This is a genomic window from Streptomyces speibonae (assembly GCF_984686075.1).
The window spans coordinates 453,813-470,815 of record NZ_OZ480260.1 but is presented as its reverse complement, the minus strand read 5'-3'; the positions used below and the strand labels follow the sequence as shown (position 1 = coordinate 470,815).

Annotated in this window: 15 protein-coding genes and 1 pseudogene; 5 read left to right on the top strand and 11 right to left on the bottom strand. The window is 73.2% G+C overall.

Annotated features, from left to right (window positions below):
• Window positions 1-232: 232 nt before the first annotated feature.
• Window positions 233-793 carry an ATP-binding transcription factor AbmR gene (gene abmR / locus AC5L3C_RS01995; protein WP_493646511.1) on the bottom strand — a complete coding sequence of 187 codons (561 nt, stop codon included), beginning with the start codon at window positions 791-793 and terminating at the stop codon, window positions 233-235.
• A gap of 324 nt (window positions 794-1,117) precedes the next feature.
• Between abmR and AC5L3C_RS01990 the strand changes: the two genes are divergently transcribed.
• The gene (locus AC5L3C_RS01990) at window positions 1,118-1,552 is read left to right on the top strand and encodes a protease inhibitor (protein ID WP_493646510.1); all 435 of its coding nucleotides are present in this window, start codon (window positions 1,118-1,120) and stop codon (window positions 1,550-1,552) included.
• A gap of 233 nt (window positions 1,553-1,785) precedes the next feature.
• Here the strand turns inward: AC5L3C_RS01990 and AC5L3C_RS01985 are convergent, their stop codons facing one another.
• From AC5L3C_RS01985 to AC5L3C_RS01975, 3 genes are read right to left on the bottom strand one after another with little or no spacing between them, the layout of a single operon-like run.
• Window positions 1,786-1,983, bottom strand: a complete 198-nt coding sequence (locus tag AC5L3C_RS01985) for a CDGSH iron-sulfur domain-containing protein (protein ID WP_125501900.1) — start codon at window positions 1,981-1,983, stop codon at window positions 1,786-1,788.
• Window positions 1,964-2,650, bottom strand: coding sequence for a HemK2/MTQ2 family protein methyltransferase (locus tag AC5L3C_RS01980; RefSeq protein ID WP_493646509.1), 687 nt, complete (start codon window positions 2,648-2,650; stop codon window positions 1,964-1,966). The genes AC5L3C_RS01985 and AC5L3C_RS01980 overlap by 20 nt, the downstream gene beginning before the upstream one ends.
• Window positions 2,647-3,654, bottom strand: a complete 1,008-nt coding sequence (locus tag AC5L3C_RS01975) for an iron-containing redox enzyme family protein (RefSeq protein WP_493646508.1) — start codon at window positions 3,652-3,654, stop codon at window positions 2,647-2,649. The genes AC5L3C_RS01980 and AC5L3C_RS01975 overlap by 4 nt, the downstream gene beginning before the upstream one ends.
• Between AC5L3C_RS01975 and AC5L3C_RS01970 the strand changes: the two are divergent.
• Window positions 3,653-3,969 (top strand): annotated as a pseudogene (locus tag AC5L3C_RS01970) (flavodoxin family protein); the annotation flags it as partial. The gene AC5L3C_RS01975 and the pseudogene AC5L3C_RS01970 overlap by 2 nt on opposite strands.
• 4 nt (window positions 3,970-3,973) lie before the next feature.
• Here AC5L3C_RS01970 and AC5L3C_RS01965 read toward each other — a convergent pair.
• Both AC5L3C_RS01965 and AC5L3C_RS01960 read right to left on the bottom strand, forming a co-directional pair.
• Complete coding sequence (locus AC5L3C_RS01965; protein WP_493646507.1) at window positions 3,974-4,150, bottom strand: hypothetical protein; 177 nt, start codon at window positions 4,148-4,150, stop codon at window positions 3,974-3,976.
• Window positions 4,151-4,179: 29 nt separating this feature from the next.
• A complete protein-coding gene (locus AC5L3C_RS01960) occupies window positions 4,180-5,190 on the bottom strand; it encodes a Ppx/GppA family phosphatase (protein WP_493646506.1) in 1,011 nt (336 codons plus the stop codon).
• Between the two features lie 112 nt (window positions 5,191-5,302).
• Between AC5L3C_RS01960 and AC5L3C_RS01955 the strand changes: the two genes are divergently transcribed.
• A complete protein-coding gene (locus AC5L3C_RS01955) occupies window positions 5,303-5,641 on the top strand; it encodes an ArsR/SmtB family transcription factor (RefSeq protein ID WP_493646505.1) in 339 nt (112 codons plus the stop codon).
• Window positions 5,642-5,646: 5 nt separating this feature from the next.
• Complete coding sequence (locus tag AC5L3C_RS01950; RefSeq protein ID WP_493646504.1) at window positions 5,647-6,177, top strand: SRPBCC family protein; 531 nt, start codon at window positions 5,647-5,649, stop codon at window positions 6,175-6,177.
• 178 nt (window positions 6,178-6,355) lie between these two features.
• Here the strand turns inward: AC5L3C_RS01950 and AC5L3C_RS01945 are convergent, their stop codons facing one another.
• The 4 genes from AC5L3C_RS01945 to AC5L3C_RS01930 all read right to left on the bottom strand — a co-directional run bounded on the left by AC5L3C_RS01945 (window position 6,356) and on the right by AC5L3C_RS01930 (window position 12,581).
• Window positions 6,356-9,181: an NHLP bacteriocin export ABC transporter permease/ATPase subunit gene (locus tag AC5L3C_RS01945; RefSeq protein WP_493646503.1), complete on the bottom strand. Its 2,826-nt coding sequence runs from the start codon at window positions 9,179-9,181 to the stop codon at window positions 6,356-6,358.
• A 1-nt stretch (window position 9,182) separates the two neighbouring features.
• On the bottom strand, window positions 9,183-11,405 hold the full coding sequence (locus tag AC5L3C_RS01940; protein ID WP_493646502.1) for an NHLP family bacteriocin export ABC transporter peptidase/permease/ATPase subunit: 2,223 nt from the start codon (window positions 11,403-11,405) through the stop codon (window positions 9,183-9,185).
• Window positions 11,402-12,208, bottom strand: a complete 807-nt coding sequence (locus tag AC5L3C_RS01935; RefSeq protein WP_493646501.1) for a hypothetical protein — start codon at window positions 12,206-12,208, stop codon at window positions 11,402-11,404. Before AC5L3C_RS01935 ends, AC5L3C_RS01940 begins: the two co-directional genes overlap by 4 nt.
• 157 nt (window positions 12,209-12,365) lie before the next feature.
• Window positions 12,366-12,581 (bottom strand): type A2 lantipeptide, encoded by a 216-nt coding sequence (locus AC5L3C_RS01930; RefSeq protein ID WP_125501864.1) that lies wholly within the window; start codon window positions 12,579-12,581, stop codon window positions 12,366-12,368.
• Between the two features lie 569 nt (window positions 12,582-13,150).
• Here AC5L3C_RS01930 and AC5L3C_RS01925 point away from each other — a divergent pair.
• Window positions 13,151-14,452 (top strand): S1 family peptidase, encoded by a 1,302-nt coding sequence (locus AC5L3C_RS01925; RefSeq protein ID WP_493646500.1) that lies wholly within the window; start codon window positions 13,151-13,153, stop codon window positions 14,450-14,452.
• A gap of 361 nt (window positions 14,453-14,813) precedes the next feature.
• Here AC5L3C_RS01925 and AC5L3C_RS01920 read toward each other — a convergent pair whose 3' ends face one another.
• Window positions 14,814-16,961, bottom strand: a complete 2,148-nt coding sequence (locus AC5L3C_RS01920) for a PP2C family protein-serine/threonine phosphatase (protein ID WP_493646499.1) — start codon at window positions 16,959-16,961, stop codon at window positions 14,814-14,816.
• Window positions 16,962-17,003: the final 42 nt, after the last annotated feature.

Here is a 17,003-nt window from a genome sequence, read left to right as displayed (position 1 = left end):
CCTCACCCCGGCCGCGCGGCACGGTTCCGGCTCTTCTCACCCGGCGGTGGGACCGGAGGCAAGGTCGCCGGGGCCCACCGAGGCCGCGGTGGTGTGGCCCGACAGGGCCAGGGTGAGGTCGAGTTCGGCCAGCACGCAGCGGATGACAGTATGCGCCGAGCGCGTCCAGCGCCCGGGAGGCCGGGCAGCCGGGTGGTCGGGCGGCCTCGCGTGACGAGCGGCGGCGTCGGAGTCAGCCGCCGTCCGCCGACGGCGGCCCGTCCTGCTGGGGTGCGCCGTCCGGTCCCCGGTCCCGCACCCGCTGGACGTGCTCCAGCGACTCGCGGAGCTCGGTGAGCCAGTCGTCGGAGTGCCGCTGGACCAGACGCACGCACCAGGCCAGCGCGTCGCTGCGGCTCCGGGCCACCCCGCCCGCGATGAGGGTGTCGAGGACCTGACGCTCCGGCTGGCGCAGCCGGGTCATGACGGGCGCGGCCACATGGGTGAACAGGACGCGCCGGCCCTCGCACTCCACGCCCCAGGAGACCTTCCGGCGGAAGCGGTGCTCGGCGTCCCGGGCGACCGCGATCCGGTCCTCCCGGGTGCGCTCCCGGAACTCCTGGATCCTGCCCTCGACCGCCGCGTCCCGCTCCGCGGGTGAGGTGTCCTCCGTCCGCTCGGGGCCGGGAATGCGGCCGATCACCAGGATCTCCTCGCGGTCGGCCGTGATCTCGGCCGGCCCGTCGAAGAGACCGTCGGGGAGCCGGCCCGCGAACCAGCCCCGCAGTTGTTCTCGTTGCTCGTTCGTAATCATGTAATGACCATTACTCGGCAGCTCCATGAACACAAGGGGTCATGGAACGGTCTGCCGACAGCGGAATCGGAATGTTTCAGGCCGATTAACCAGCGGCGGGTTTTCGGCCATCTGGCCGCATCGCATATGCGGCGGCCGCCCGGTTGCCGGGTCGAGCCTTGTTCACCTTGTCACTTCACGCCACTGATTCAACACGCAAGGTTACTGAAACGCGCATGGTCGACGTGAGTTTCCGCCGGGGACTCGGCAGACTCCGGCACGCCGGTCCGGCACTACCGGGCACAGGCCGGCGAACCGATGAAACGAAGCGGAAGGATGCACACAATGCGGAACACCGCGCGCTGGGCCACCACCCTCGGCCTCACGGCCGCAGCCGTCTGCGCACCCCTGTCCGGGGCCGCGCTGGCTGCCCCGGGAGATGCCCCGTCCGCGCTCTACGCCCCCTCGGCCCTGGTGCTCACCGTGGGCCACGGCGACAGCGCGGCGACCGTCACGCCGGAACGCGCGGTCACCCTGACCTGTGCCCCGGCGCCCTCGGGCACCCACCCGGCGGCCGCGTCGGCCTGCGCGGATCTGAACGACGTCGGAGGCGACCTCGACGCCCTGACGATGCGCGAAGGCGTCATCTGCACCAAGCAGTACGACCCGGTGCTCGTCACCGTCGACGGGGTGTGGCAGGGGCAGCGCGTCTCCTACGAGCGGATCTTCTCCAACATGTGCGTGATGAACGCTCACGGTACGAGCGTCTTCGCGTTCTGAGACCGGGATCGCACGGTTCCCGTGACCGCGCGGCGGCCCGCAGATTTGGGGAGTGCGAGCCCCCTCGCGGAACGTGCGATCTCGCGCAAGGAGGCCGACGGGCGGAGTGGGGCCGCCCGCCGGCCTCCGGGCTTTTCAGCGGGGCCCGGCGCCGGTGCGGGCCCCGGGGCACAGCCCGGCGCCCGCGGGGTGCCGTCGCGCGCTCATCCCCGCGGCACCGGGCCGGGACGGCCTTACGCGCGGTCGCGGTGGCTGGTGTCGCACCAGGGGTATCGGCGGCTGCGGCGACAGGTGCACAGGGCCACCCGGAAGCGGTCGGAGGACACCACCGTGCCGTCCTCCAGCTCCACCTCCACCGGCCCCTCCAGCAGCAGCGGCCCCTTGCGCTGCACGGTGACGCGTCGCGGGGCGTCAGACGGGGAGTTCGGCACGGACCACCACCAGCTCTTCCTCGTTCTCCGCCGCGGGCAGCAGACCCCGCTGCCGCAGCCACTGCTCCCGGTCCCGCAGGACCGGACCGAACGCGATGCGCCGGCGCCGGGTCACCGCGGCCTTCAGCCCGGCCGTCCGCAGCCCGCCGAGCGTGCGCTCGGGGTCGCTGAGCGCGGACTGCACCAGCAGCAGCACACCGCCGCGCCGCAGCAGCGCCGGAGCCTCCCGGCAGATCCGGTCCAGGACCAGCCTGCCGTCGTCACCCGCGTCCCAGGCCCGGGCGGGGCCGCGCGGCAGCCCGCGTCCGCCGGGCGCCGGGACGTACGGGGGGTTGGCGAGGATCAGGTCGAACGTCCGGCCACGCACCGGCGTGAACAGGTTTCCGTGCCGGACCCGGACCGGCACACCGGCCCGCAGCGCGTTCAGCCGGGTCGCGCACACCGCACGCCACGACACGTCGACCGCGGTCACACGGTGGCCGCACCGTGCGGCGGCCACCGCCAGCGCGCCGGAGCCGGCGCCCACGTCGAGCACGTCGGCTCCCGGTGGCACGGGTTCCTCGAGCAGGGCACCGGCCAGCAGTGCGGTGTCCTCCTGGGGGGCGTACACGCCCGGGGGTACGAGTGATTTCACGAACGGCCGAGTACCCCCGTACACGAGAGTCATGGGTGAACTTCTGAGGCCGGAGGGGTGCGCAGGCTCGAGCGGCCCGCCTGCCAGTCGGCGAGCAGCCGGTCGCCCAGCAGGTCCTCGGTGAACACCGTGGCGTCCACCCCGAAGGCGATGTCCGGGGCGAGGTGCGGCTCGTCCTCCAGCAGACCGCCGATGACGTCGTGCCGCACCACCTGCTCGTGCACCGCGTCCGCCTCGACGTGCTCGTCGTAGAAGTGCTCGGCGGCCGGGCCGGCGCCCGTGCGGCGCATCGCCTGCGCGAGCCGCCGGGAACCGGGCGAGGAGGTGATCTCGACCGTCGCGAAATGTCCCACCAGGGCGCCCCTGAGGGAGCGGTGCAGACCGAAGAGCGACATGAGGTTCACCGTGACGAGGAGTTCCGCGCAGGCGGCGTCCAGGTACCGGCCGTACGTCGTGTCCAGGCCCAGGTCGGTCATCAGCTCGGCGAACAGGCGGGCATGCACCCGGTCGGCCCGGCCGCCGCCGAACTCGTCGAACTCCACCGCCGCCATCGCCGCCTTGGCCCGCCCGCGCAGCCGGGGCAGCACCCAGGCGTGCGGGTCCGCCTCCTTGAGGTGGTACAGGGAGCGCTGGGCGGCGTACTCCCGCAGCTGCCACAGCTCGCCCTTGTCGCGCAGGAAGTGGCTGACGCCCGTGCCGTCCACCGGCTCCACCAGGATCCCGGCGAGCGCGTCGTCGACCGTGTCGTGGCGCGAGGCGTCCGCGCGCAGGGCGGTGAGGAAGCGCCGCTCCAGGGCGGCACGCGTGCGCAGCAGCTCCGGCTCCCACTCCAGGTCCGGGGAGACGCCCGCGAACCCCCGGTAGTGCAGTTCGTAGCAGAGGTACAGGGCGAGCTGGAGGTCGTCGCCGTACACGGGGGCGGCCGCGACCTCCTCCCCGTCCGGCAGCGGGCCGGTGCCCCGCAGATGGTTCAGCACGGCCCGGCTGAGGGGGCCGCGCGGTTCGGGCAGCAGCGGTTCCGGTCGAGCGTGTTCCATGCGCACCGGGTACCCGGACGGCGCCGGGACACCCGCGCCGGCGTGGTACCGGCCTGCGATGGGGGTACCCCAAAGCGTCGACGTGGTCCGCGCGGTGGACCTCGACATCGCCCCGGGCGTGGTCAGCGAGGCCGTGCACGAGGGCGACGACTGGCCGGACGTGCACGCGACGCTGCTGGATCCCGCATCCTCGTCATCGCCACACCGACCTGGCTCGGCCACACCGGCAACGAGGACGGTGCGCACCACGTCATCACCGAGATCACCGGCGGTCTGCGGGACATCGGCCACACCATCCCCGGCCAGGCGGTGACGGGCCCTACTCGCCCCTGGACTCCTCCTGGGCCTCGGTGCTGGGGGTGATGGCGTCGCCCGCCTCACCCCGGTCGCCGCCGGTCCCGGCGGAGTCGCGTTCGCGGCGTTCGGCCTCCTCGACCTCGCGCAGCACCTCCTCGACAGCCGACTCGGGCTCGTTGCGGTCGTCCTGCTCGGACACGGGTGTCTCCCCTCGTCGTGGTGTGGCGGTCAGCCGCGCGCGGTGGCGATGCGCAGGGGCACGGGGTCGGTGGCGGCCGCCTCCTTCTCGTTGAGGCGGGTGATCTCCGCCCACCAGGACGGTCCGTCCTCGATGTGACGCAACAGCACTCCTTCGCGCAGCGCCCAGGGGCAGATCGTCACCGTGCGCAGGCTGGTCAGCTTCATCGCCGTGTGCGCCACCACCGCCCCCGCCAGGCTCTGCGCGGAGCGCGGCGCGGAGATGCCGGGCAGCCTGGCCCGCTCGGCGGCGGGCAGCGCGGCCAGTTGGTCGATCGCCACCCGCAGATCCTCGCTCGACAGCTCGCGCTCCACGAACGGCCCGTGTCGCCCGGGCGCCGCCCCGCACAGCCGCCCCAGCTGCTGGAAGGTGCGGGACGTGGCGACCGCCGTACGGGGGCCCTCCCAGCGGATCCGGGCCGCCGCGTCCCGTAACTGGTGGCGCACCCGGCGGCGCAGCGCCCGCACCCGGTCGTGGGAGGGCGGGTCCTCCGCCTCGAAGTACTCGTGCGTCAGCCGCGCCGCGCCCAGCGGCAGCGAGGCCGCGAAGTCGGGCAGCCTGCCGCGGCCGAAGGCGACCTCCAGCGACCCGCCGCCGATGTCCAGCAGCGCCAGCGGTCCGCAGCGCCAGCCCATCCAGCGGCGTGCCGCGAGGAACGTGAGCTCCGCCTCCACCTCACCCGGCAGGGTGCACAGGTCGACGCCCGTCCGTTCCCGGACCGTACGCAGCACCTGCCGGCGGTTCGGGGCGCCGCGCACCACGGCCGTCGCGAAGGCCAGGGGGCCCGCCGCGCCCCAGCGGGCGGCGGCCCTGTTCGCCGCGCCCACGGCGTCCACCAGGTCCTCCACGGCCCGCTCCGGCACCGGCCCGCCCGGCGTGACCTGCTCGGACAGCCGCAGCCGCCACTTGGAGGTGTGCACCGGGAGCGGCGCACCGCCCTCGGTGTCCGACACGACGAGTCTGACGGTCTTCGATCCGACATCCACCACGCTGGTTCGCATGGCCCGTGGGTACCCACTCACCGCGCGGACCAACGGGCCGGGCGCCGCGGAGGGCGAAGACCGGCCTTCCATTCCTTGACAGGCATATAACCGCAGAGGCATATTGGGTTCCATGTCCGATGCCCTCTGGGCCGCCCTCGCCGACCCGCACCGGCGGGCCATCGTCGCTCTGCTCCTCGAGCGGCCGAGGCCCGTGGGCGAGATCGCGCAGGCGTGCGGCCTGAGCCAGCCCGGCACCTCCAAGCATCTGAAGGTGCTCCGGGAGGCGGGCCTGGTCCGGGTGCGGCAGGACGCGCAGCGCCGTGTCCACGCCCTCGACCCCGCCCCGATGGCCGCCCTCGACGCCTGGCTCGCCCCGTACCGCACGCTGTGGAGCGAGAGCCTCGACGCGCTGGGCCGGCGCCTGGACGAGCGGACCGACACCCACGGCACCCCCGCACCGAAGGACTGATCCCCATGGCCGCCAACCCCACCGGCACCTTCGTCACCCTGGACGACGGACGCCCGGCCGTCCGCTTCACCCGCGAGTACGACCACCCCGTCGACCGGGTCTGGCAGTTCGTCACCGACCCGGACGAACTGGCCCGCTGGTTCCCCTCCCGCACCGAGTTCGACCTGCGCCCCGGCGGCACCGTGTCCTTCAGCGGCGACCCCGCGCTGGAGGACACCAGCGGCCGGGTCATCGCCGTGGACGCGCCCCGCCATCTCTCCTTCACCTGGGAGGACGACGAGCTCCACTTCGACCTGGAGGAACTGACCGACAAGCGCACCCGCTTCACCCTCACCAACGTCCTCGGCACCGAGAACACCGCCGCCCGCAACAGCGCGGGCTGGGACGTGTGCCTCGCCGCCCTGGACGCGCGGGCCCGGGGCGAGCGCTTCGAGGGGCCGCACGCGGGCGCGGGGGCCCCGTGGCAGGAGCTGTACGCCGCCTATGTCACCGCGGGCATGCCCTCCGGCGCCCCCGTACCGGGCATGGACGCCTAGTGCCGCGGCAGGCAACGTTTGCCCGTCAAGGAGCGGCGTCCGGTGCGTGCTCTCGGCGTGTCGGCCGGAAGTCCTCGTACTGGACGTACTTGGGCTTTCGGCCGGTGCGGCGAGAGTGCGTGCCGGGCGTCGCGACGGGGCGAACGTTGCCTGTCGGGGCACTAGGAGAGCGGGCCGCTCACGCCAGCTGGCGCCGTACCAGCTCGTGCAGGCGTCCGCCGGTGTCGGCCAGCAGCCGGGCGGGCGGACCCTGCTGGACCACCTTGCCGCTCTCCATCACGACCACCCGGTCCGCGTCCAGCACCGTGGACAGCCGGTGCGCGATCACGATCCGCGTCGCCTTCAGCGCTCTGGTGCTCTCGATCACCGTGCGCTGCGTCTCGTTGTCCAGGGCGCTGGTCGCCTCGTCGAAGAACAGGATCCGCGGCCGGCGGATCAGCGCCTGGGCGATCATCAGCCGCTGGCGCTGACCGCCGGAGACCGCGCCGCTGCCCGACACGATGGTGTGCAGCCCCATCGGCATCCGCCGGATGTCGTCGGCCAGCCCGGCCATCTCCGCCGCCGCCATCGCCTCCTCCGGCGTGTACGGCTCGCTCCCGCAGATGACGTCCAGGATGGACCCGGTGAACGGCTGCGCGTGCTGGAGCACGACACCGCACTGCCGGCGCACCGCCGACTGGTCGAGCGCCGCCAGGTCCTGGCCGTCGTAGAGGACACTGCCGGACACCGGCCGGTCGAAACCGATCAGCAGGCGCAGCAGCGTGGACTTGCCGCAGCCGCTGGGGCCGACCACCGCCACGAACTCGCCCGGCCGCGCCTCGAACGACACGTCGTCCAGCACCAGGGGCCCGTCGTCGGAGTAGCGGAAGGACAGCCGCCGCGCCTCCACGGCACCGGACAGCGGACCCGGCCGGGTGCTGGCCGCGCGCACCTCCGGCGTGGCGTCCAGCACCGGCCTGATCTGCTCGAACAGCGGCAGCGCGGCGACCGCCGACACGAACGCGCCGGTCAGCTGGGTCACCGAGGTCAGCACCATCGTCACCGAGGTGTTGAAGGCGAGGAACTCCGCCGCCGTCATCGAGCCGCGCGCCGGCCCCGCGAGCAGCATGAACATCGCCAGGGTGACCAGCGGCAGGTAGACCGCGCCCAGCACCGCCGACAGGTTCTTGATCCGGCCGGCCCGCTGCTGGAGCTCACGGCCGCGGGCGAACTGGGACGCCCACGCGGCATAGGCGTAGTTCTCCGCCGCCGCCACCCGCAGCTTCGGCAGCCCCCGCAGCGTCTGGAACGCCTGGTTGTTCAGCTTGTTGGTGAGCACCACCAGGCGCCGCTGCCAGCGCACCTGCCACAGTCCGAGACCCAGGAACACCCCCGCGATCACGACCAGCAGCCCGATCGCGGCCAGCGCCATCGGCACGCTGAACCACAGCAGCAGCCCGAGGTTCACCGCCCCCACCGTGACCGACTGGGTCACCGTGGGCCCCACCCCGGCCAGCAGCCGGCGGATCGCGCTGATGCCCATCGCCGCGCTCGCCAGCTCACCGGTGGAACGCTCCGTGAAGAACCGGGTCGGCAGCCGCAGCAGCCGGTCCCAGACGGCCGGCTGGAGCGTGGCCTCCACCCGGCCCTCCAGCCGCAGCAGGGTGAGGTTCTGCAGCAGCATGAAGGCCGCGGCCACCACACTGGAGACCATCACCGCCAGACACAGCTGCACGATCAGGTCCGTCCGCGCCGCCGGCACGAACTCGCCGAGCACCTTGCCCGTGGCGAGCGGCACCAGCGCCCCGATCACCACCGTCACCAGCCCGCTCAGCAGCAGACCCGTCAGATCGCCGCGCGTGCCCGACATACAGAACCGCAGCAGCCGCAGCGGGCTCAGCCGCCGCTCGGGCAGCGGCCGGTAGAACATCACCGCCCGGGGCTCGAACTCCTCCGCGTTCGCCTTCTCGACCGGTGTCTCCCGGCCCGTCGCCGGATGCACCGCCACATAGCCGCCGCGCCGCCACAGCAGCGCCACGGGCGCACCCGACAGCGCGCGACGGCCCACCAGGGGACCGACGTCGTCCCGCCACCAGCGCCCCTCCAGCCGCACGATGCGGGTGCGCACCCGGGACGCCAGGGCGATCTGCTCGACCGGATCGAGCCGGTCCCCGCCGGTGCCGGACTGCGTTGCCGCCGCGAGCGGCACACCGGCGGCCCGGGCCACCAGCCGGCACGCCGCGTACGTGGCATCCGCGTCGGCCGCCGTCGTGCGCTGCCCGGACCGCTTGCCGATCGCCGCCAGCAGCGTCCGGTCGGCCTGGACCCGCACCGCTTCACCGGCCCGGATGCCCTCGGCGGTCCGGTCCTCGTGGGTCTGCTCCAGCTGCTCGATCCACCGGTCGAGCGTGGTCATCAGCCGGTACTGCTGGTCGACCATGCTCTGCCACAGCGCGGGATCCATCAGCAGTTCGGCCGCCGCCTCCGCCCCGTACAGCGAGCCGTACTGCACACTGCCCGGCGGGACCTGCATCCAGAACACGTCGTCGTCGGTGGGGGCCGCGGCCCGTTCCGTCGCCATCGGCGCCTGGAACAGCACCGACAGACTCCGCCCGACCCCCAGCGCGAGGGCGTACTCCAGCGGGCTCGTCGTCGGCGGCACGTACTGCGGGTTGCCGTACGCGTCGTACGACCAGGTCTGGGTGCTCGCCGGCTGGTACAGCTCGCGCAGGCCGATGCGGCGCACCACGCAGTCCCGCAGCGGCCGCGCCACCAGCGTGTGCGCCGGTCCTGCCACCGGACCCAGCACCAGCGAACCCGCCTCCAGCCGGCCCAGATGATGCCAGTGGCCCTGCTGTTCGGCGTCCACCGCGAACAGGTCCACGGCGCCGGACACGATCAGCCACAGCACCTGCGGCCCCTCCAGGTCCAGCCGCCCGAACCCGGAGCAGTCGATCGGCGTGCCCAGCGATCCGAGCGCGCCCAGGACGAGGTCGCCGCCCTGCCCCTCGTGCACGGCTGTCATCTCAACGCTCCCTGACCAGCGCCGCGTACGCGCCGCCGCGCGTCACCAGCTCCTCGTGCCGCCCGCGCTCCACGACCGTGCCCTGGTCCAGGACCACGATCTCGTCGCTGTCGCGCACCGTGGACAGCCGGTGCGCGATCACCACGCACGCGCAGCCGCGCCGGCGCAGGTTGTCCATCACCACCAGCTCGGTCTCGGCGTCCAGCGCGCTGGTCACCTCGTCCAGCACCAGGATGCTCGGCCGGCGCACCAGCGCCCGCGCGATCTCCAGGCGCTGGCGCTGGCCGCCGGAGAAGTTCCGGCCGTCCTGCTCGACCGGGCTGTGGATGCCGCCCGGACGGCGCACGATCACGTCGTAGAGCGCCGCGTCCTCGAGTGCCTCCACCACCGCCTCGTCCGGGATCGACGGGTCCCACAGCGCCACGTTGTCGCGGACGCTGCCCTCGAACAGGAACACGTCCTGGTCGACGAAGGAGACGGACGCGGCCAGCGCACCGCGCGGGATGTCCTCGATGCGCTGCCCGTCGATCCGGATCACGCCCTCCCAGGGCGTGTACAGGCCCGAGATCAGCCGGGACACCGTGGACTTGCCGCTGCCGGAGCCGCCCACCAGCGCCACCTGCTGTCCGGGACCCACGGTCAGGTCGAAACCGGTCAGCAGCGGCTTGTCCAGCGGGTTGTAGCCGAACGTCAGGTTCTGCAGCTCGACATGGCCGTGCAGCCGGCGGGTCGACTCACCGGCGCCGGGACGGCCGTAGAGCGGATCCGCGCGGAAGCTCTCCACGTCCTTCAGCCGGGCCACGTCCGCCGCGAAGTCCTGGATCCGGCCCGCGACGCCGTTGAGCCGGGTCAGCGGTGCGGTGAACCGGGTGACCAGCGCCTGGAAGGCCACCAGCAGACCGACCGAGATGTGCCCCTCGACCGCCCGCATGCCGCCGATCCACAGGATCAGCGCGCTGTTGAGCGTGGCCAGCGTCGGCGCGACGATCCCGAGCCACGCGCTCGGCACCCCCAGCCGCTGCTGTTCCTCCAGGGTGATGGCGTGCTGCCCGGCCCACTTGCGGAAGTAGCCGTCCTCCCCGCCGGTCGCCTTCAGCGTCTCGATCAGCTGCAGACCCGTGTACGCCGTGTTGGTCAGCCGCGCCGTGTCCGCCCGCAGCTTCGCCGTACGGGTCGCGCGCAGCCGGATGACGACCCGCATCGCCGCGATGTTCAGCAGCGCCACCCCGATGCCCACGAAGGTCAGCTGCGGGTCGTACGTGTACAGCAGCACCGCGTACAGCACGACCACCACCGCGTCCACGCCCGCCGACGACAGGTCGCGGGCCAGCGTCTCGGCCACCGCGTCGTTGGACTGCAGACGCTGCACCAGGTCGGCCGGGCTGCGCTGGGCGAAGAACGTCACCGGCAGCCGCAGCAGATGGCGCAGGAAGCGGGCGCTGGACAGCGTCGACGAGATCAGCCGGCCGCGCAGCAGATTGCCCTGCTGGAGCCAGGTCAGCACCAGCGTCAGCAGCACGCACGCGCCCATCGACGTGAACAGCGCGTCCAGCGTCGAGGTACGCCCGCCGATCAGGAAGTCGTCGATGAAGGTGCGGCTCAGTCCGGGCACCGCCGCGCCCACCGCCACCAGCAGCAGACTCGACAGCACCACCGCGGGCATGGTGCCGGCCGTGCCGCGCAGCCGGGCCGGCATCGCACCGAGCACGCCCGGCTTGCGGCCGCCCCGGGTGAAGTCCTCGCCGGGCTCCATCACCAGCACGACACCGGTGAAGCTGCCGTCGAACTCCTCCAGGGGGACGAACCGCCGCCCCTTGCCGGGGTCGTTGACGTACACGCCGCGCCGGCCGAACCGGCGGCCCATGCCGTCGTAGACGACGTAGTGGTTGAACTCCCAGAACAGGATGGCCGGGGCCGTCACCTCGGCGAGGGCGGCCAGGTCCATCTGCATGCCCTTGGCGGTCAGCCCGTAACTGCGGGCCGCCTTGAGTAGATTGCTGGCGCGCGAGCCGTCCCGCGAGACGCCGCAGGCGATGCGGAGCTCCTCCAGCGGGACATGACGGCCGTAGTGGCCGAGCACCATCGCCAGCGAGGCGGCGCCGCACTCCACGGCCTCCATCTGGAGCACGGTGGGGCTACGCACGGTCCCGGCCCGGGACTTGGGCACCGTCCGCCCGGTCGGGGCGGCACGGCGCCGGCCGCGGGTCTCCTGCGCGGTGCTCACGGCAGCAGCCAGTCGACGGGACGCCGGTCGGCCAGCCGGATCGAGGCCGAGGCGAGGGTCATCGAGGTCAGTTCGAACGGCGGGCCCTCGGCGGAGGACCACGCGTAACCGCTCTTCGTGGCGGAGGACTTCGCCAGCTCGACCGTGACGGCCACCGGTCTGCCCTCCTTCGTGAACTGCTCGCCCAGCTGGGCGTCCCCGAGGAACGCGGCGATCTGCCGGGCGGACTGGGCGGAACGGTCCACCGACGTCACCTCGCCGTGCAGCACCCCGTACTCCTGGCTCGGCACCGACTGCACCGTCAGGTCGACGGGGGCGTGTGCCGGGATGTCGGCGGCGCTCCCGGCCGGGACGTAGACCGTGGCGTACAGCGGAGCATCGCCGCCGGGGACCTTCTCCACGGCGGCGACATCCGCCCCCGTGCCGATGATCTGTCCGGTGCCGGCGGCGAGCGCGCTGATCCGGCCCGCGTCGAGGGAGCGGACGACGGTGTCGCCGCGCTCGGTGCGCACCTTCAGAACGGGGGAGCGGGCGGGCAGCCGCTCGCCCTCCTTCGCGAGCACGGCGGTGACCTGGCCGGCCACGGGGCTCTGCAGGACGTAACTGCCCTTGCCGTGGGTGAGGACGGCGGGCGCGGCGACCGTGGAGGACACCGATCCGGTCAGCGCCCACACCGAGGCGGCCGCCATCGCGATCACGGTCACGGACAGCACCAGCCAGCCCTGCGGGCGGGCGAAACGCACCGGGAGGTCGAGCTCCTCCGGCGACTGGAGCTTGGCGAGGGCCTGTTGGCGGAACTGCACGGGTCTTCCCTCACCTGGACGAACAGTGCGAACGATGTGACGGGGTGGCGAAGTGATGTGACGGGGCGGCGAAGCGAGGGGACGGGGTGACCCCTGCCGCACCACGGAGTCCCGGAGCCGGGGGGCGGCTCCGGGACTCGGCGACGCGAGGACGCGATCAGAGACCGGCGACCAGGTTGGTGACCGGGGCGGTGTTCAGACCGGTCACACCCTCGACCGTGCCGACGGCCGTGTCGACCAGACCGGAGACCGGGGCGATGCTGTCCACCGCGCCCGTCAGGGTGTTCACGGCGTTCACGGACAGGCCGCCGGAGACGTTGTCGAGGTCGGCGTCGGAGATCTCGACGGTCTCGACCTGGGGGGTGGAGTTCATGTGGGAACTTCCCTTCGTATGGAATGTCACAAGGGGGGAGCGGCCCCCTCCGGGGACCGGTGAAGGCCGCGACCGCGGGCGCCGGACGCCCGTCGCCGGGAGCCCGGAACGGCCTTGCGGTGCGATGGATCAAAGCACGCGGCGGGCGGCGGCTTCCAATCAATCAAACGTCTCACCAGGCAACTTGCGCCGCAGGAGGGCCCAAGCGTGCAGACGGGGGCACGGGTCGGCGGCGACTTCTTCACATGCCCCACCGCATCGCCCCATCCGGCCGCTTGCGGCCCCGTGGGCGGAATCCGGCACACCGGCCGCAAAGGCGTGACCCGGTCCGCCGGCCTGTGAACGACCACCGCCTCCGGTGACCGGGTTGGGCTTTCGCTGTGCAGATTCGCTGAAACCGGGATTCCGCTCCATGGTCACCACGCACCGATCATGGCCGATTCCGGTGCGTGAGGGTGACGCACCGTTGAACGCACCCGCCGCCCCATGCGTACCAACAGCCGTCCAGGCGCCCCGAACAGCTGCCGAACGGCGGCACGACTCCGGTCCCCCACAGGAGGTCGAGAAGTTTGAGTCACAAGCGAATTCCGAAGCGCAAGGCCGCGATAGCCGCGGGCGGTGTGGTGGCGCTCGGAGCCGCCGCGATCCTGCTCCCGAACGCCAACGCGTCGCAGGACGGTGCGTCGGGCGACGCGGCGGCGGCGCCGAAGACACTGAAGGCGGGCGACGCCTCGGACCTCGCCTCGCAGCTCGCCGGCCTCCTCGGCGACGCGTTCGCCGGCTCCTACTACGACGGCGAGAACAAGCAGCTCGTCGTCAACGTCGTGGCGGGCGACGACAACAACGTCATCGTGCAGGCCAAGAAGGCGGGCGCGGCCGTCCGCGAGGTCGACAACAGCATGACCGAGCTGGAGGCCGGGGCGCAGACCCTGAAGACGAAGGCGACCATCCCCGGCACCTCGTGGGCCGTGGACCCGCGCACCAACAAGATCCTCGTCACCGCCGACAGCACGGTGACCGGCGAGAAGTGGGACCGGCTGGAGTCCACGGTCGAGAGCCTCGGCTCCGGCATGGCGACCGTCAAGAAGTCGGCGGGAACCTTCAAGACCTTCGTCTCCGGCGGTGACGCCATCTTCTCCGGCGGAGCGCGCTGCTCGCTCGGCTTCAACGTCACCGCGGCCGACGGCAGTCCTGCCTTCCTGACGGCCGGTCACTGCGCCGCCGGCGGCAACCAGTGGTCCGACACGCAGGGCGGACAGCCGATCGCCACGGTCGACCAGGCGGTCTTCCCTGGCCAGGGCGACTTCGCCCTCGTCACGTACGACGACCCCGCCACGCAGGCGCCGAGCGAGGTCGACGTCGGCGACCAGACGGTTGCGATCTCCCAGGCCGCGGAGGCGACCGTGGGCCAGCAGGTGTTCCGGATGGGCAGTACCACCGGGCTCGCCGACGGCCAGGTGCTCGGCCTGAACGCCACGGTGAACTACCCCGAGGGCACGGTCACCGGCCTCATCCAGACCAACGTCTGCGCCGAACCCGGTGACAGCGGCGGCTCGATGTTCACCCAGGACGGTCTCGCCATCGGCCTGACCTCGGGCGGCAGCGGCGACTGCACCAACGGCGGCGAGACGTTCTTCCAGCCGGTCACCACGGCCCTGGAGGCGGTCGGCGCGACCCTCGGCGACGGAGGCGCGGCCGGCGCCGGCGACCAGGCGGGCGACGAGAACGCCGGCGGCGACCAGGGCGTAGGCGGCGACCAGGGCGCCGGCGGTGACCAGGCAGGCGCCGGCGGGGAAGCCGGAGAGGGCGCCGGTGACGGCGGAGCCGGCAAGGGGGCGGGCCACGACTCCGGCCTGACCCGGACCCACTGACCTTCTGCCACCCGGAGCCGGCCCCGCCCCACACCCGTGGCGGGGCCGAGCCGTTCCCCCGGCACCTCCGTCCCCGGACCCCGGCAGCCCGCCCGCACCGCATGCCACCCGACCCGGACCGGCCGGGCGTGACACCCGCGAGCCTCGCCCGGCTCGGCCGTGCTCCGATGCTCCGTGACTGTGCCCGGGACGGCCGTGCCGTGCGCATCTCTGCCCTGCGGGAGCTCGCCCGGCACTGCGGGCGCTCCTGCCGGGCGTCGGCAGTCCCTGGCGCGTGTCCGGGAGCGCTCGCCTGCGCATGACTGCCCCGCGGGGTTCTGCCGGAGCCGTGAGCGCTCCCGCCAGGGGACGGCGGTCCCGGCTATTCCGGTGTCGGGAGTGCCCTGAGGAGGAGGACCGCGACGTCGTCCGGGCGGCCCTCCGGGTCCGCGCCGTGCTGGACGAGCGCGTCGGCGAGGTCGTCCAGGGGCAGGTCGCCCAGGTCGGTGAGGCGGCGGCTCAGGTCGGCGAGAGCGTCCTCGAAGTCCGTGCCGGGGGACTCCACCAGACCGTCGGTGTACAGCACGAGCAGCGAACCGGGCGCCAGGTCCACCTCCGTGGACGGATACGTCGCCGCGCCGTCGATCCCCAGCAGCGGGCCACCGGCCAGGTCCAGCACCCTCACCCGCCCGTCCGGCCTGCGCAGCAACGGCGGGGGATGGCCCGCCCGGGACATCACGGCCCGCCCGTGCGCGGGATCCAGCCGCAGATAGAGACAGCTCGCGAACAGCTCCGAGCCCAGGTCCAGCAGCAGCCGGTTGGTGCTGCGCATGACCTCCTCCGGCGCCTGCCCGACCGCCGTGTACGCGCGGACGGCGGTGCGGACCTGCCCCATCAGGCCGGCCGCCCGCACGTTGTGCCCCTGCACGTCCCCGATCACCGCCGCCGCCATGCCCTCCGTCGGCACCAGGTCGTAGAAGTCGCCCCCGATCTCCATCCCCTGAGTCGCCGGCAGATAGCGCGCGGCCGCCTCGACACCTGCCATCGGCGGGAGCGTGTGCGGCAGCAGCGCCTCCTGCAGCCCGTGCGCCAGCCGGTGCTTGGCGTCGTAGAGCAGAGCCCGTTCCAGCGCCTGGGCGATCAGCCCGGCCAGGCTGGTCAGCACCGCCCGCTCCTCCGTCGTGAAGTGGTGCGCCGCCGCGTACGACAGCACGCACGTGCCCACCGGGCGGCCCGAGGCGATCAGCGGCAGATACGCCCACGCCGTGAACTCGGACACGTGCTCGACCAGCGTCGGGTACAGGCGTTCGAGGTCGCCGCGGGACTCGAAGAAGGCCGGTACCCCGGTGCGCAGCACCTGGCTGCCGGGCGTCGGCTCGGACAGCGGCATCCCGTCGTACCGCTCGACGACCTGCGGATCCCGGTACCCGCGGTGGCCCAGGACGCGCAGCCGGCCCGCGCGGGACCCGAGGATCACCAGCCCCTGGCTGCCCACCGCCGGAGCGATCTCCTCCGCGACGAGCTGCACCACGTCCTGCACCCCGACCGCTTCCGTCAGCGCGCCGGCCAGGCTCAGCACCTGGGAGATGGTGACCAGCCGCGTGCCCGCCCGCTCCGGCCGCGGCATCGTGCGGTTCATCTCCGCGACCGCGCGCGCCCGGCTGATCCGGACGCTGAGTCCGGTCGTGCTCGGATACAGCCGGAAGGACAGCCACTCGTTCGGCGGACGCAGCGCCACGAACGAGGTGACGTGCTGGCTGAACAGCGCGGCCCGGTAGCGGTCCTCGTACACGGGGTCGTTCAGCCACGGCACCGACGCCCACAGGTGGGCGCCGAGCAGCCGGGTGGTCGCGACGTCGAGCAGCTCGGACGCGGCGGTGTTGGCGAACGTGACCCGCCCGTGCACATCGAGCGAGCACAGGCCGTACGGCAGCCGGGCCACCATCCGCGCCGCCTCCACCGAGCCGAGCGTGCCCGCCATGCCGCCGACCAGCGGCGCCGCCAGCAGATCCGGTTCGGGCGCCAGCGGCAGGCTCTGCTCGGCGGCCCGCTCGAGCCGCACCGCCAGCCGGTCGCACGCGGCGGTCAGATGATCACGCTCCCAGTCGGACAGGTCCGGCGGGTGCGCGCCGGGCCAGGTCACGAAGATCGCGCCGTACGCCCTGGCCGCTGTCGCCACCGGCAGCGCCGCCAGGGAGAAGGGGTACGGCAGCACCATGGCGATCCGGGGATAGCGGCGGGCCATCTCCTCCTCGCCGCCCACCCAGACCAGCCGCCGCTCGCGCACCGCGTCGGAGACCGGGATCGGGGCACTGAGCCCCACCCGCTCCCACGGCGCCGCGAAGGCGCGCGGCAGCCCCGCCATGACCGCCATCTCCAGCACCGGCTGGTCCGGCGCGAGCAGGTACACCGCCCCGGAGTGCGCGTGCACCTCGTCCATCATCGCGGCCAGCGACAGCGACAGCAGCGGACGGCCGACCGGCGCCCGTACCCCGGACGGAGCCTGCGCGGAGGACTGCCCCTCCGACACGCCGACCACCTCCTCGCGCGGCCGCGCCACCGGCCACGGGAC